Source organism: Methylibium sp. (genome assembly GCF_013817345.1).
GTDB lineage: Bacteria > Pseudomonadota > Gammaproteobacteria > Burkholderiales > Burkholderiaceae_C > Methylibium.
In genome coordinates this window covers 14,288-30,014 of sequence record NZ_JACDCW010000046.1, presented here as the reverse complement: position 1 = coordinate 30,014, position 15,727 = coordinate 14,288, and the positions used below count along the sequence as shown (strand labels likewise).

Genomic DNA, 15,727 nt, shown 5'->3' with positions numbered 1-15,727 from the left:
CCCGACGAGCGCATCCTCGTGTACTGCTTTCGCGGCGGCAAGCGCTCCAAGCTGTGGGCCGACAACCTGCGCACCATCGGCTTTCGGGTCGACACGATCAAGGGCGGCTGGAAGAACTACCGCCGCTGGGTGATGGCCGGGCTCGACAAGCTCGTGCCGTCGTTCGAGTTCCGCGTGATCGCCGGGCCCACCGGCGCCGGCAAGACCCGGCTGCTGAAGGCCCTGGAGGCCGAGGGCGCCCAGGTGCTCGACCTCGAAGGTCTGGCCTCGCACCGGGGCTCGCTCATCGGCGCCGTGCCGGGAGTGGCGCAGCCGTCGCAGAAGTACTTCGACACGCTGGTTTACGACCGGCTGCGCTCGTTCGCGCCTGCCAAGGTGGTGTGGGTCGAAGCCGAAAGCAAGCGCATCGGTGCCGTGCAACTGAGCCAGGGGCTGTTCGAGGCGATCCACGACGCGCCGATCATCCGGGTCATGGCGCCCATGGCCGAGCGCGTCAAGCTCTGGCGGGAAGACTACGCCCACTTCGAGGCCGATCTGCCCGGCATGGTGGCCCTGCTGGCCAAGCTGGCGCCGCTGGTCGGCAACGAGGAGATGGCCTTGTGGCAGCGGCTGGCCAGGGAGGGCCAGGCTGCCGAGTTGTTCGAGCGCCTCATGACCCACCACTACGACCTGGCGTACGCGCGGTCCTCGCGCAAGAACCACGTCGATTTCGACGCTGCACAGGTCCTCGAACTCGAATCGCTCGATGAGCCCACGCTGCGGGCCAGCGCGCAACGGCTGATTGCCGATCATCAGAAATCGACTCGTCGCTGAATCAAGGCCCAGCGCCCCGCGCGACATGCTCGCGACAGCAATGAAAAACGGCCGCAGCAGCGGCTCGGAGAAAGAAAAAAAGGGGAAACGGGACGTTGTTTGGCCAGAAGCTCGCTCTCAACCCCCCCGACCCGCCCGCCCCCCTGTGGACAGTCAACCGGTCCGCAATCTGTGATGTGGCGCCGCCCGTTGCGCAAGGAACGGCAGCTCGAGCTGCCGCGATGCGCCGCGCGACGGCAGCACGGGACTGCGCGCCTCGACCGACAGCGCGAGCGCAACGTGCGAGCCGTGACGCTGGTGACCCAGGGTTGCGGTCGGTGCGAGCGATAGGCGCTGTGGCGTGTTCATGGCGGAAGTCCCGTGAATACAGCTGAAAAAATGAATCGGGCGAGGTGCTTTCAGAGTGCGCGGTTCAGCGCGCGCTGAGCCATTCGCTCGGCGCGAAATCGCCGCCGGCCAGCACCGCATGCAGGGGCCGCGCGCCGCTGCCAGGGCCTGCCGAGCGCATGGCGCGGGTCAGGCCGGCCAGCCAGGCGGGCGTCTTGGCACTGGCCTGACGCTCGCGCGCGGCCAGGCGCAGCACCGAAGAGCCGCCGCCGAGCGGCACGCCGCGGGCGGGATTCATGCGCTGCCAGGGTTTGAAGCTCAATGCCATGCGGATCTCCTGCGTGTGGGCGGAGCGTTCGCAGCTTGCGTGCCAGCGTGGCCGTTCTCGGGGTTCACCCCCAGCCGTGCGGGCGATCCTTCGAGGCGGCGTGCGGTCTGTCACGCCGCGTGCCGCCGGCGACGCCCGCAGCCCGAACACGCACGGCCGAGGGCGACGGTTTTTGTCGGCTGGACTGCCGCAGGCTGTCGTGCGTGTCGTGGTGTGCACGGTCACGGAGCGCCTCGGGCCGCCCCACGGCCGCCTGTCCGCCGGCAGCGCCTTCAGCGACAGCCTTCTCTTTATTGCGGTCTATTGCGGCGCTCGCGAACACCACGTGTCGAGTCGGCGTGCCGCCTCGATGCGGAGCTGGGCGTTGAACCACGGCACCCAGCCCAGCAGCAGGCCCTTGGTGCCGAGCGCCTGGCGCGACCAGCGCCACAGATCGAAGTGGTCGAGGTGAGTTCGGATGAGGCCGATGTCGTCGAAGCTGAACTCGGCATCGACCACGTTGTGCACGCGAGCGCCCGTCGGGCTGAAGCGGTAACGCGCTTCCCAGTGCGCGCGCCCCAAGCCCCGCTCGACGGCGATATGGCGGAATTCGAGACGCCAGTCGGCACGGCCGTTCGCCCTGATTCCTTCGCACAACATCCGCCACATGCCGCCGATCGAATCGCGTCCCGACAGGCCGAATACCGGGTCGTCGAAACGCGCATCGGGCGCGTAACAGGCCTGCATCCTGTCGGCATCAAGCGCGCGGAAGGCGTCGTAGAAGGTTTCCAGCGTGGCGAGCGGCGCCTGCGTCATCGACGGCTCCAACCGTAGTGCAACAGTCTCGATGATCAATGGTGGGGCCGAGGGCCGGCATCCGCAATGCCCGCAGAGGCGCGGCGCTCAGCGGGCGACCTTGGGGTTCTCCCAAGGCAGATTTCGTGTCAGCAGCACGCCCAGCAGGTTGTCCTGGAAATTGATGTTGCCCGTCAGCCGGTTGTGGTGCTCGCACAGGAAGAAGGGGTAGGCCACCGGGAGGAAGCTGTCTTCGTGCTGCGGCGCGCTCGGGTCCAGCGTGTCGCGCGCGAGCAGCGAAGGCTTGATCACGCGGCCATCGCCCGGCTCGAGCATCACGTCCTCGTACGCCACGCCGGGCTGCGGCGCGCGGATGTCGGCGGGTGAGAGCCGGGCCCTGTCGCGCCCGTCGCTGCCGGGCTCGACGAGCAGCCGCGCGGGCGTGAGGTGGCAGTCGCCGCCGAACAGGACGTAGCGGATGGGCGAGACCGGCTCGGCCACCGAGAGCATCCAGGCGAAACGTCGGGCGCGCTCGAGCTGGTGGGCGAAGTAGCGCTCGGCAGCAGGGTCGGGCGCGGCATCGGGCGCGTAGATCGACCAGCGGTGGCGCCGCCAGGTCGCCGCATCGAACAGCTCGTCGCCGCGCGGTTGGCCGTCGAGGCCGATCAGCCAGCTCGCGAGCGGATGCGGGAACAGTTGATAGCCGCTGGGCATCGTCGCCAGGGTGCGCGGCGCGATGCGCGAAAGACCGACCGGCTCGCCGCTCAGGAAGGCGTGCAGCGAACTGACCGACCCGAGGTTGGGCGTGCCGAGCAGGACGAGCTTGCGCACGCTCGCCGCGCCGTCCATCGTGAGCTGCTGCGGCCGGCCGTCGAGCACGTCGCGCGTGCCGAAGCGCAGGTAGTAGCGCGCGATCAGGCCGCCCATGCTGTGCGCTACCAGGTCGACCTTCAGCGCGGGATCGCCGTGGTCACGGCGCACAAGCTCGATGAGCCGGTGCAGCTCGCGCGCGCTGGCCACGTTGTCCTGCCGCCAGTCGTAGGCGAACACGTAGAGGCGCCGCTCGCCTTTCTTCGCCGGCGTGCCGGGCACGCCGCGCGTGTAGCCGCCGGGGCCGGTGAGCGTCTCGACGATGGGGCGGTAGAAGTCGCGGCCGAAGGCCTGCTCGGCGATGCCGGCGGCTTCGAGCGTGGAGGGGCGCGGCTCGTTGGTCTGCGGGTCGAAGTCCAGCGCGAGTCCGTCATAGGACGAGAACAGGATGCGCCACCACGGCCCCGGCCAGAACTCCTCGCCGCTGGCGCGGTCGCGCAGGCGCGAGCCGAACACACCGGGGATCAGGATCACCGGCGGCTGGGCGGCGTCGTTCATGCCGATGCGGTAGAGACGGTGGAGGTCGGGGCGCGGAGCGTCGGTGCAGGCGGCGAGCAGCAGCAGACACAACGCCGCACGCGCCGTTCGAAAGCCCACAACGTACCGTACCGAGTTCATCCGGATGAGTTTGCTCGCAGCAAGACCGACCGCTTCGTCAATCGGCATCGCGAATTCTGCGGGCCACCCGCTCGATGGTTGCACAGCCCCTGACCTGGCCCTGACCGCGCTTCCGACAGGGCTCCACCGCGATGAACTGCGAGCACCGACTCGGCAGGAGCCGTCCAGTCCGCGGCAAAACCCTGCAGCCATTCGAGGTCGCGCAAGCCGGGTTTGATCAAGCTGCCATCCGCCCGCAGCACCGCCGGTGGCGACGGTATGCCGATCGTGCTGCCGTTCTTCAAGGTCGGCTGCTGCAGGCAGTGAACGCAGCTCGGTGATGTCGTCGCGATAGTCCACGTCGGGGAAGCGCCCGTTGAGCACTGCCGCCGCCGCCTCTCACACCGCCGCGCGGTACCCCCGCGGTATGGCGCCGAGCAGCCTGCGCGTGTACTCCTCGCGCGGCGCGCCGAGCAGCGCCTCGACATCGTTGCGTTCGACCACCACGCCATCCTTCATCACCAGCACCTCGTCGGCCATGAAACGCACCACGGCGAGGTCGTGGCTGATGAACAGATACGCCAGGCCCAGTTCGTCCTGCAGGTCCTTCAGGAGATTGAGCACCTGCGCCTGCACCGACACGTCGAGTGCGCTCACCGCCTCGTCGAGCACCAGCACCTCGGGGTCGAGCGTTAGGCAGCGGGCGATGGCGATGCGCTGGCGCTGGCCGCCGGAGAACTCGTGCGGGTACTTGTCCCAGGCGCTTTGCTCCAGGCCGACCTTGTCGAGCAGTGCGCGGGCCTTGGCTTCGCGGCCGGCGGTGTCCTTTTCCAGGCGGTGGATGGCCATCGGCTCGACCAGGGTCTGGCCAATGGTGAAACGCGGGTTGAGCGAGGCGTACGGGTTCTGGAACACGACCTGCAGGCGGCGCCGGTAGGCAAGCCAGTCGCCCTTGCTCAGCGTGAGCAGATCCTGTCCGCCAGGCCCCGATGTGCCACTGTTGCCGCTGTAGAACATGGCGCTGCCCGACAGCGGCCCGCCGCTCGCCTCGTGCAGGCGCAGCAGGGCCAGGCCGGTGGTCGTCTTGCCCGAACCCGACTCGCCGACGATGCCCAGCGTGTGGCCGCGCCGCAGCTCGAAGCTCACGTTCTTCACGGCCGGGAACTCCTTGCGGCCGAACACGCCCGAGCGGAGCCAGAAGCTCTTGCTGAGCGACTCGACGCGCAGCACCACCGGCGCGTTCGGGTCCTTGGGATGAGGGCTCTGCGATGCCGGCACATTGCCGGTCTTCGCACCGGCGCCGGCGCCGACATTGGCGTTGGCCTCGGCGCTGCCGTCCGCGCTGGAGTTGCCATATCCGCGGCGGTCTCCGGTGCCGCCGCTGCCCGGCTCGGCGCCGGCGCTGCTATCGCGCGGCGGTACAGCGAGCTGTTGCGCCGCCAGGTGTTCGTCGATGACCATCAACCGCGCGGGCGGCCGCTCCAGCGTCGGCCGGCAGGCCAGCAGCGCGCGCGTGTAGGCGTCTTGCGGCGCGGCGAAGATGCTCGCCACGGGGCCCTGTTCGCGCACCGTGCCCTCGCGCATGACCACCACGTGATCGGCGATCTCGCCCACCACGCCGAGGTCGTGGCTGATGAACAGCATGCTCATGCGCATGCGCTCCTTCAGCCCCGCGAGCAGCTCGAGAATCTGGCGCTGGATGGTCACGTCGAGCGAAGTCGTCGGCTCGTCGGCGATGAGCAGCTTGGGCTCGCAGGCGATGGCCATCGCGATCATCACGCGCTGCTGTTGGCCGCCGGAAAGCTCGTGCGGATAAGCATCGAGCCGGCGCTTCGGGTCGGGCATGCCGACTTCGTTCAGCAAGGCCTCGGCGCGCGCGCGCGCCTGACGCCGACCCATGCCGAGATGGATGCGCAGCGGCTCGACGATCTGGTCGCCCACCGTAAACACCGGGTTGAGCGAGGTCATCGGATCCTGGAACACGCACGCGATGTCCTTGCCGCGCAGCGCCTGCAGCTCGCTCAGGGAAGCGGCGAGCAGGTCGCGGCCCATGAAACGGATGACGCCGCGGCGCTCGGCGTTCTCGGGCAACAGGTTGAGGATGGACATGGCCGTGATGGTCTTGCCCGAGCCCGATTCGCCGACGAGTGCGAGGGTCGAGTTCTCCGCGATCTCGAAGCTCACGCCCTCATCACTGCGGCCCACGGCCTCGATGTGCGTGCGTTCCTCGCCGCGGCCGAGACGAAAGCGCACGCGCAGGTTGTCGACGGTGAGCAGCACGTTGCTTTTTCCTCGTGATCAGGTTCAGGCGAGCACCGGCTCGCAGCGCACTTCGGTGCGAACTGAGGAGGCGATGAAGCAGCACTCGTGCGCCTCGTGGTGCAGCGCGTGCAGATCGGCCTCGCTCGGCGACGCGCCTGCGAAGACGACACGCGGGTGCAAGGTCACCACGGTCATCGCCAGCTTGCCCTCGGCGTTCTTGGCCATCACGCCGCTGGCTTCGTCGGTATAGGCATCGACGGTGAGGCCACGCCGCGCCGCGATCTCGAGGAACCACAGCATGTGGCAACTCGACAGGGAAGCGACAAAGGCTTCCTCGGGATCGACCCCCGCCGCGTCCGACAAGGGCAAGGGCACCACCTGCGGAGAGCTGCTTGCAGGCACCTCGAGCCCGCCGTCGAAACGCCACAGGTGACCGCGGCTGTAGCGGTGGTTGATGAAGTCGCTGCCGTTGCGCTCCCACGTGATGGTGGCGGTGTAGTGGCTCATGTCAGTGGCTCCGTCTTACTTGGCCGGCTACGCAACGCATGGGACCTCTTGTGCCGCACCCGGCCGCCGAAGCTCCCTCTCCCGCGGGCGGGAGAGGGTTGGGGTGAGGGTCGGCGCAGTGCGCCAGTCCCTCATCCCCCGCCTTCTCCCGCCAGCGGGAGAAGGAGCTCATGCGCCGAGGCAGAGGCTGGGTTCGGCAGCACCGTGCTCTTTCGGCGCGCCGAAGAACACCAGCCCCGCTTCCGGCTGCACCCAGGAAAAACTTTCCCCGGCCGTCACGGACCCTTTCGCTGCAGCCCCTGCGGCGCCAAAGCACACGGCAGCCGACGAAATGGCAGTGCGCTCGCTGCGTCGAACCGTTCCTCATTCCGCCCCGCGCAACTTCGGATCGAGCGCATCGCGCAGCGCATCGGTCATGAGCGAGAACGCCGTGACGAACACCGCCATGAACAGCGTGGCCGCGGCAAGCTGCCACCAGTGGCCGAGGATCAGTTCGCCCTGCGCCTCGGCGAGCATCGTGCCCCAGCTCACCTCGTCCACCGAAACACCCAGGCCCAGGTAGCTCAGGATCACCTCGGCCTTGATGAAGCCCACCACGTGCACTGACAACTGCACCAGCACCACATGGCTCACGTTGGGCAGGATGTGGCGGAACATGCGCGAGGCGGCAGAGGCGCCGATGGCCTCGGCCGAGCGAACGTATTCGCGCACCGAGTGCTTGATGAACTCGGCACGCACCAGCCGGTAGATGCCGGTCCAGCCGGTCAGGCCCAGGATCAGCACCACCGACTCGACACCGCGGCCCGCGACTGCGGCGAACGCGAAGATCAGCAGGATGCCGGGGATCGAGGTGAAGACGTTGTAGACCCACTCCAGGAAGTCGCCCACCTTGCCGCCGAAGAAGCCGCCCAGTGCGCCGAGCACGGTGCCGATCAGGGTGGCCAGCAGCGCGGCCGAGACGCCGACGAAGATGGAAATCTCTGCGCCCTTGATCGCCTTGGAAAGCACGTCGCGCCCGAGTCGGTCGGCGCCGAAAGGCAGCGTTTCGGCGCGCTCGATCTCGACGGTGCTGTACTGCTCGGCCCGCTGGTCCCAGGCCTCGTAGCGCGGCGCGAGCGGGTCGATGTCGGAGAGATCGACGTTCGGGCCCGGTGGCTCCGGGATCACAGTCTTGCTGCCGGGCGGCGCCGGGCCCATGAAGGTGGGCGGCGCATTCGGCACGCCGACTTCGGTCTGCCAGCCCGAAGCCACCAGCCCGGCGGTGGAGAGCAGCACCATGAGCAGGAACGCCACCACGATGGCAAGCGACACCATGCCGACCCGGTCGCCCCGGAAGCGCCGCCACGCGGCGGCCCACACGCCTTCGGAGCGCGCGTGCTTGCTCTGCGCCGGCGCACTCGACCCGGACATCACTGCGCTCATCCCAGCCACCCTCGCCGCATGAGCCCGGCCAGCCAAGCAGCCGCCGCGGATCCGGCTTTGCCGGTCCGCTGGCGGCGCCCCCTCGAGGGGGAGGCGCCGAAGGCGCTTCGGGGGTGGTTCACTTCAATACCACCCGCGGATCGACCATCTTGTAGAGCACGTCGGTCATCACGTTGATCGCCATGGTGATCACGGCGATGTAGATCGTGACCGCCTGGATCACCGGATAGTCGCTGCGGTTCACCGCCAGCAGCACTTCGCGGCCTAGGCCGGGAATGGAGAAGAACACCTCGATCAGGAAGGAGCCCACGAAGATGCCCGGCAGCGCCACCGACAGGTTGGTGAGGATGGGGATCATCGCGTTGCGCAGCACGTGCTTGAGCAGGATGCGCGTCTCGGTCAGACCCTTGGCGCGCGCGGTGCGCACGTAGTCCTGCCCGATCTCGTCGAGGAAGAAGGTACGGTACAGCCGCGTCTGCGGCGCCAGGCCCACCATCACCGCCAGCAGCACCGGCAGCGGCGTATAGACCGTCAGGTTCGTCCACAGGCTGTCGCTCCAGCCCTGCACTGGGAACCAGCCCAGCCGGAACGCGAAGAAGTACTGCCCGACGATCACATAGACCAGGAAGCTGATCGACAGCGCAATCGTCGTCACGGCCATGATCGTGCGGTCGGTCAGCGAGCCGCGCACATAGGCCACGCCGAGCGCGAAGGGAATGGCAAGCAGCACGTCGAGCAGCAGGATCGGCACCATCACCGTCAGCGTGGCCGGCAGGCGGCTGGCGAAGAGCGAACTCACCGGCTCGTTGGTGGCCCAGCTCTGGCCCCAGTCGAAGGTGACGATGCGCTGCACGAAGATCCACAACTGCTGCCAGACCGGCTCGTTCAGGCCGAGCTGCTGGCGGATGGCGTCGATCTGCTCCGGGCTGGCGTTGAGGCCGCCGAGGATCTCGGCCGGGTCGCCGCCGAAGTACTTGAACAGGAAGAAAACCAGAAGCACCACGCCGGCCAGCGTGGGAATGGTTTGCCACAGGCGGCGGATGAGATAGGCGGCCATGTCAGTGGGTCCGCGGTGCGCGGCACGGGCTGCGGCGGGTGAAGCGCACCCGTGATGCGTCGGCAGAACCCAGCAATGCTTCGGCTTCGACAAGGCCGAGTTCGGCGCAAGCAAAGCCGGGTCCGGATGCCCGGCTACGCTCAGGGAAATTCTTAAACGCTGCGCCGGGCATCCGGACCCGGCTTTGCGGCCAGCACCGTGCTTTTACGGCGCCACAAAAAGCACCGGACCAGCCGGGAGCGGGGTCGCCGACGCAGCGAATAAGAATTCCCTGAGCGGAGTCGGCGACCCCGCTTCCGGCTGCGAGCAGGGACTCCCCATCGTCGCCACGACACAGCCTCACCGCAGGGTTCGGAAAGCGCACCAGCCAGAGATCGTGCCAGGGGTCGTTCATCGAATGGAGGACTCTTCGGGGATGCGTCGCGCGGCGCTCTGAAAGCGGCGTTTGACGCCATCGTCAGCATCGCTCTTCGTCAGCTTTGTTGACATCGCGTCGTTCAATGCTGGCGCGAGTCTAGAGCCTTGCACCGGCACTTCGGTCGCGGTTTGTCCGCAGGGGATGTACGGGCTTGCCCTCGGAGCGTGAACCGAACTGTCTGCATGCGCCTCCAAGCTGCGACTCGGGCGACGGCACATCGAGCGCCGCCCACCCTAGACTCGGTCGCGGCAGTCACGGCACCACGCGACGGTTTCCACGAAGGTTCATTCCATGCTCAGACGCGGCCTCGAACTGGCCTTGTCCTTCCTGATCGCCCTCGCCGGCATTTCGAGCGCCAGCAGCGCCGTGTCTGCACCGGCGCCTGCTGCTTCCGACGCGCCGGCCACTACAGAGCTCAAGGTACTTCGCTACGCCTTCCCCGTGGCCGAAAGCGGCTTCGACCCGGCGCAGATCAGCGACCTGTATTCGCGCGTCATCGCGGCCAACATCTTCGAAGCGCCGCTCACCTACGACTATCTCAGCCGCCCCGCCCGCGTGAAGCCGCAGACGGCCGCGGCGCTGCCGGAAGTGGCGGATGACTTCACGCGCTTTACCTTCCGCATCCGGCCCGGTATCTACTTCGCGGACGACCCGGCGTTCAAGGGGCAACGTCGCGAGCTGGTTGCCGAGGACTACGTGTACTCGCTCAAGCGGCACTACGACCCGAAGTTCAAGAGCCCGAACCTGTTCCAGTTCGAGAACGCGAAGATCCTCGGCCTCTCCGAGTTGCGCGCCAAGGTGCTCGAAGACGGCACACCGTTTCCCTACGACACGCCCGCCTCCGGTGCGCGCACGCTCGACCGCTACACCTTCGAGATCCGCCTGGCCGAGCCGGCGCCGCGCTTTGCCTACGTGATGGCCGACGGCGGCGTGATGGGCGCGGTGGCGCGCGAGGTGGTCGAGGCGCATGCCGGGCGCGAGATGGAACACCCGGTCGGCACGGGGCCCTACGTGCTCGCCGACTGGCGGCGCAGCTCGCGCATCGTGCTCGAACGCAACCCCGGCTACCGCGAGCACTTCTACGACGAGCAAGCTCCCGCCGACGATGCGCGCTCGCAGGCGATTGCGGCCGCCTTCAAGGGCCGGCGACTGCCGATGATCGACCGCATCGAAGTGGCCATCGTCGAGGAGGCGCAGCCGCGCTGGCTCGGTTTCCTGAACGCCGAGCACGACCTGCTCGAACGCCTGCCGGCGGAGTTCTCGAGCCTGGCGATTCCGAACAACGAGCTGGCACCGAACCTCGCGCGCCAGGGCATCGTGATGGACCGTGCACCGCTGGTCGATTCGATGTTCAGCTATTTCGGCATGGAGCATCCGCTGGTCGGCGGCTATGCGCCCGAGAAGGTGGCGCTGCGCCGCGCCATTTCGCTGGCCTACAACGTGCAAGAGGAGCTGGTGGTCGTGCGCCGCTCGCAGGCCATCCCCGCGCAAACCATCGTGCCGCCGCTGGTCAGCGGCTACGACACCGAGCTGAAAACGGAGATGAGCGACTTCAGCCGCCCCCGCGCCAAGGCGCTGCTCGACCTGTACGGCTACGTCGATCGCAACGGCGACGGCTGGCGCGAGCAGCCCGACGGCTCGGCCCTGGTGCTCGAGTACGCCAGCCAGTCCGACCAGGCTTCGCGCCAGTTGCAGGAGCTGTGGCAGAAGAACATGAGCGCCGTGGGCCTGCGCATCGAGTTCCGCACCGCGCAGTGGCCTGAGAACTTGAAAGCTTCGCGCGCGGGCAAGCTCATGATCTGGGGCGTGGCCTGGGGCGCAGCCAGCCCCGACGGCAGCTACTTCCTCGACCTGATGTACGGCCCCAACAAGGGCCAGGCCAACCATGCGCGATTCGACCTGCCGGCTTTCAACGCCCTCTACGAACGGCAACTGCGCCTGCCCGACGGCCCCGAGCGCGAAGCGCTGATGGACCGGGCCGAGCTGCTGGGCGTGGCCTACATGCCCTACAAGATCTCGGGCCACCGCATCGCCACCGACCTGATGCACCCGTGGGTCGAAGGCTATCGCCGCCACCCTTTCATGCGCGACTTCTGGCGCTATATCGACATCGACAACACCGCACGGCGTGCGCCTTAGAGACCGACCAGGACCGACTGCCCTGCCATGACGAAACCCGACCTCACCCGCCGCCGCTTCACCCTGACCGCCCTGTCGGCGGGCAGCGCCGCCGCCGGCCTGCTGGGCGGCACGCTCGGCCTGCCCGGCGCCGCCGCTGCGCAGACCGCCGCCGCGGGCGGCCCGCCCAAGTTGCTGCGCGTGTCCTTCCCGGTGGCCGAGACCGGCTTCGACCCGGCGCAGATCAGCGACTTGTATTCGCGCACGATCACGGCCCACATCTTCGAGGGCCTGTACCACTACGATCACCTCGCGCGGCCTTCGAAGATCAAGCCGTTGACGGCGGCCGGCATGCCGGAGGTGTCGGACGATTTCCGCACCTGGACCGTGCGCGTAAGACCCGGCATCCACTTCGCCGACGATCCGGCGTTCAAGGGTCAAAAGCGCGAACTCACGGCGCACGACTTCGCGTTCGCGCTCAAGCGCTTTGCCGACCCGGCGCTCAAGAGCCCCGCCTGGGGCGGCGTGGAGGAAGTCGGCTTCTCCGGCCTGAACGCCCTGCGCAAGGCCGCGCTGGAGAGCAAGCAGCCCTTCGACTACGACCGCGAGATCGAAGGCGTGCGCGCGCTCGACCGCTACACGCTGCGCCTGCAGACCGACGAGCCGCGCCCGCGCCTGCTGGAGTCCTTGACCGGCGGCCTGGTCGATGGCGTCGCGCGCGAAGTGGTCGAGTTCTACGGCGACCGCATCTCCGAGCACCCCGTGGGCACGGGGCCCTTCAAGCTCGGCGCATGGCGGCGCAGCTCGCAGATCGTGCTCGAGCGCAACCCGACTTTTCGCGAGATGTTCTTCGAGGCCGAGCCGGCTGCGGACGACGCCGAGGGACAGGCCCTGCTCGCCCGATACAAGGGCCGCCGCCTGCCGCTGGTCGATCGCGTCGAGGTTTCCATCATCGAAGAGCAGCAGCCGCGCTGGCTGGCTTTCCTGAACGGCCAGATCGACTTCGTGGCCGTGCCGGGCGAGTTCGTCAACCAGGCCATGCCGGGCGGCGAGGTGGCACCCAACCTGGCCAAGCAGGACATCCGCGCCTACCGCGTGCTGCAGCCCGACACCGCGCTCACCTACTTCAACTGGGAGCATCCGGTGGTGGGCGGCAACGAGCCGCACAAGGTGGCGCTGCGTCGGGCCATCTCGCTGGGCATCGACGTCGAGCGCGAGATCCGGCTCGTGCGCCGCGGGCAGGCCATCCCCGCGCAGGGCCCGATCCCGCCGCACACCACCGGCTACGACCCCACGTTCAAGAGCGAGAACGGCGACTACGACCCGTCGCGCGCGAAGGCCCTGCTCGACACCTACGGCTATATCGACAGCAACAAGGACGGCTGGCGCGAGCAGCCCGACGGCTCGCCGCTGTTGCTGGAGATCGCCACCCAGCCCGACCAGATCTCGCGCCAGTTCGACGAACTGTGGAAACGCAACATGGACGCCATCGGCATCCGCACCGCCTTCGGCGCCGCCCAGTGGCCCGAGCAGCTCAAGCAGGCGCGCGCCGGCAAGCTGATGGTCTGGGTGCTCGGCTCCACCGCCGGCGCACCCGACGGGCAAGGGGCGCTGGCCCGCATGCATGGGCCCCAGGCGGGTGGAGCGAACCTGGCTCGTTTCAAGCTGCCGGAGATGGACGCGATCTACGAACGCATGAGCGGGCTGCCGGACGGGCCGGAACGCGAGAAGCTCTTCTACGAGGCGAAGCGCCTGGCGGTGGCGTACATGCCCTACAAGACGCACGTGCACCGCATCGCGACAGACATGGTGCACCCGTGGGTCGAAGGCTATCGCCGGCCGGTGTTCTGGCAGGACACGTGGCAGTACATGGATGTGGATGCGCAGCGACGAGCGCAGGCGAGATGAATCGCCTGGAGGAACGCCGGCGGCTCAGATAGAACTTGCCGTTCGACCCCGAAGCGGCCTCCCCGAGCACAACGGCGGCAGCGCAGCGCGCCCCGCTTGCTCAGTCCGAGTATTCCGCGAACAGCACCGAGGCCGAAAAGTCGGCCGCGCCGGCCGGTTTTCGTCCCTCGGCCCAGGCCTGAAGCGTGTCGGCCGACATTGGCCTGGCGAAGAAGTAGCCCTGCAGTTCATCGCAACCCAGCTCGATCAGGATGTCGCGCTGGCCCTCGTTTTCAACGCCTTCGCCGACGACGAGCAGTCCCAGTGCGTGCGCCAATTGAATGACGGCACTGACGATCGCACGCGCGTCGTTGCTGGTTTCGATGTCGCTGACGAAGCTGCGGTCGATCTTGAGCTGGCGCGCGGGCAACTGGCGCAGATGGCTCAGGCTCGAGTAGCCGGTGCCGAAATCGTCGATCGACAGGAACACGCCGATGCGCACCAGCCCGTCGAAGGTGCGCTGCGTGGCCTTGAGGTCTTCCATCGCAGCCGTTTCGGTGATCTCGCAGAGCAGTTGCGAAGGCTCCACCTGGTGCCGGGCCAGCGCCTTCGCAATGCGTTCGACCAGGTCTTCCTCGCGCAGCTGGTGCGCCGACAGATTGATCGCGACCCGCATCCGCAGGCCGTCTTCGGCCCAGGCCTGCATCTGGCGGCACGCTTCGTCGATCACCCAGTTGCCTACGCTCTTGATCAGGCCGACCCGCTCGGCAAGCGGGATGAACACGCCGGGGCTGACCAGACCGCGCACGGGATGGTCCCAGCGCAGCAAGGCCTCGACGCCGCGGATCTGCCCGCGCCGGGCGTCGAACTTGGGCTGGTAGTAGAGCTGTAGCTGCCCCAACTCGACGGCGTGGCGCAGGTCGTTCTGCAGGCTCAGTTGATCGAGTGCGCCGGCGTCCATGTGCGACTCGAACAAGGCGTAGGTATTGCCGCCAGCGCGCTTGGCCGCGTACATCGCGGCGTCGGCATGCGCGACGAGCTTGTCCTTGTGGCCGTGATCGGGGTAGACGACGATGCCCACCGAACCGGTGACTTCCACCCGCCGGTTGCCCACTTCGAACGGGCGGGCCAGAACCGCGACCAGCCGGCGCGCCAGGGCCACGCAGTCGGCCAGGCTGGCCGCGTCCTCCACCAGCATCACGAACTCGTCGCCGCCGATGCGCGCCAGCGTGTCGCTGTCTCGTGCGGCGACGCCCAGGCGCAGGGCCGCATCCTTGAGCACCAGGTCGCCGGCCGCGTGACCAAGGGAATCGTTGACCGGCTTGAAGCCATCGAGATCGATGAACAGCACGGCGAGCTTGGTCCCCTGACGGTCGTTGTGCCGTTCCTCCGCACGATCGAGGCGGCGCAGCGCGTGCTTCAAGCGGTCTTCGAACAGCAGCCGGTTGGGCAGGCCGGTGAGCGGGTCCACGAAAGCGCGTGTTTTCAACTCCTCGTTGACCGCCTGCAACTGCGCATTCGCCGCCTTGAGCGAACCGGCGAGCCGCACCGTCCTGCTCTGCATGCGCGCATCGAGGGTCGAGGTGAACAAGGCCACCGCGAGCAGCGCCACCGACCACAGCGCCACCGCGGCGCCGACGTTGCTGCCCGCCAGGGCGTTGGCACTCAGGCACACCGCACCCTCGGGGAAATTCGCTGCGGCCATGCCGGTGTAGTGCATGCCGCAGATGGCGCCGCCCATCACCAGTGCGGCCAGGCTCTGGTAGAGCTGGCCGCGGCTGGCATTGACCCCGCGCAACCAGAAGAAGATCAGCAGTGCCGCCGCCGACGCACCGACCGCGACAAGCGCCGAGGCTGCCACCAGGAACGGATTCCAGACGATGCCCGGCGCCATGTCGAGCGCGGCCATGCCGATGTAGTGCATCACGCAGATGCCGGCGCCCATCGCCAGTGCGCCGCCGGCCAGCCGGCGCCAGCCCAGCGAGGCGCGGCTGGCAATGAACAAGGCCATGGCCGACACGGCCACCGCGACGACCCACGAGGCCACCGTCAGTCCCCAGGTGTAGCCGAGCGCGATGGGCACGGAAAACGACAGCATGCCGACGAAGTGCATGCACCAAATGCCGGTACCCATCGCCACCGAGCCGCCCAACCACCAGCCCAGATTCACGCCCCGGTCGTGGGTATGCACCCTCTTCGCCAGGTCCAGGGCGACGTAGGACGCGAAGCTCGCGATCAACAGGGAGGCGACGACGAGCCCGGGGTCGTAGCTCGAAGGCAGATAGGCCAAAGCGTGTTCCTCGTCTCGTCCGGGCAGGCAGGCAGGCCGCCTGCGGCTTCTTCGCCC

General features: G+C 68.1%; 12 protein-coding genes. 3 read left to right on the top strand and 9 right to left on the bottom strand.

The features are described from left to right. Nucleotides 1–813, top strand: an 813-nt coding sequence (gene mnmH, locus H0W40_RS10550) for a tRNA 2-selenouridine(34) synthase MnmH (RefSeq protein ID WP_292445966.1), incomplete at its 5' end; no start/stop codon positions are given. Nucleotides 814–966: 153 nt separating this feature from the next. On the opposite strand, the gene H0W40_RS10545 is transcribed toward mnmH, so the two are convergent. The 8 genes from H0W40_RS10545 to H0W40_RS10510 form a co-directional block, all read right to left on the bottom strand. Further along, complete coding sequence (locus H0W40_RS10545; protein WP_292445964.1) at nt 967–1,161, bottom strand: hypothetical protein; 195 nt, start codon at nt 1,159–1,161, stop codon at nt 967–969. Nucleotides 1,162–1,225: 64 nt separating this feature from the next. Next, the gene (locus H0W40_RS10540) at nt 1,226–1,468 is read right to left on the bottom strand and encodes a hypothetical protein (protein ID WP_292445962.1); all 243 of its coding nucleotides are present in this window, start codon (nt 1,466–1,468) and stop codon (nt 1,226–1,228) included. Nucleotides 1,469–1,768: 300 nt separating this feature from the next. Next, nucleotides 1,769–2,263 (bottom strand): nuclear transport factor 2 family protein, encoded by a 495-nt coding sequence (locus H0W40_RS10535; RefSeq protein ID WP_292445960.1) that lies wholly within the window; start codon nt 2,261–2,263, stop codon nt 1,769–1,771. Between the two features lie 87 nt (nt 2,264–2,350). Continuing rightward, complete coding sequence (locus H0W40_RS10530; protein WP_292445959.1) at nt 2,351–3,778, bottom strand: hypothetical protein; 1,428 nt, start codon at nt 3,776–3,778, stop codon at nt 2,351–2,353. Between the two features lie 330 nt (nt 3,779–4,108). After that, nucleotides 4,109–5,989: an ABC transporter ATP-binding protein gene (locus H0W40_RS10525; protein ID WP_292445958.1), complete on the bottom strand. Its 1,881-nt coding sequence runs from the start codon at nt 5,987–5,989 to the stop codon at nt 4,109–4,111. Between the two features lie 24 nt (nt 5,990–6,013). Then, nucleotides 6,014–6,478 carry an OsmC family protein gene (locus H0W40_RS10520; RefSeq protein WP_292445956.1) on the bottom strand — a complete coding sequence of 155 codons (465 nt, stop codon included), beginning with the start codon at nt 6,476–6,478 and terminating at the stop codon, nt 6,014–6,016. Nucleotides 6,479–6,841: 363 nt separating this feature from the next. Further along, nucleotides 6,842–7,888 carry an ABC transporter permease gene (locus H0W40_RS10515; RefSeq protein ID WP_292445954.1) on the bottom strand — a complete coding sequence of 349 codons (1,047 nt, stop codon included), beginning with the start codon at nt 7,886–7,888 and terminating at the stop codon, nt 6,842–6,844. Nucleotides 7,889–8,018: 130 nt separating this feature from the next. Beyond that, the gene (locus tag H0W40_RS10510; RefSeq protein WP_292445953.1) at nt 8,019–8,957 is read right to left on the bottom strand and encodes an ABC transporter permease; all 939 of its coding nucleotides are present in this window, start codon (nt 8,955–8,957) and stop codon (nt 8,019–8,021) included. 709 nt (nt 8,958–9,666) lie between these two features. Between H0W40_RS10510 and H0W40_RS10505 the strand changes: the two genes are divergently transcribed. Both H0W40_RS10505 and H0W40_RS10500 read left to right on the top strand, forming a co-directional pair. Next, on the top strand, nt 9,667–11,514 hold the full coding sequence (locus H0W40_RS10505) for an ABC transporter substrate-binding protein (protein ID WP_292445951.1): 1,848 nt from the start codon (nt 9,667–9,669) through the stop codon (nt 11,512–11,514). Nucleotides 11,515–11,541: 27 nt separating this feature from the next. Continuing rightward, on the top strand, nt 11,542–13,401 hold the full coding sequence (locus H0W40_RS10500) for an ABC transporter substrate-binding protein (protein WP_292445950.1): 1,860 nt from the start codon (nt 11,542–11,544) through the stop codon (nt 13,399–13,401). A 100-nt stretch (nt 13,402–13,501) separates the two neighbouring features. Here H0W40_RS10500 and H0W40_RS10495 read toward each other — a convergent pair whose 3' ends face one another. Continuing rightward, nucleotides 13,502–15,670 carry an EAL domain-containing protein gene (locus tag H0W40_RS10495; protein ID WP_292445948.1) on the bottom strand — a complete coding sequence of 723 codons (2,169 nt, stop codon included), beginning with the start codon at nt 15,668–15,670 and terminating at the stop codon, nt 13,502–13,504. Nucleotides 15,671–15,727 lie beyond the last annotated feature (57 nt).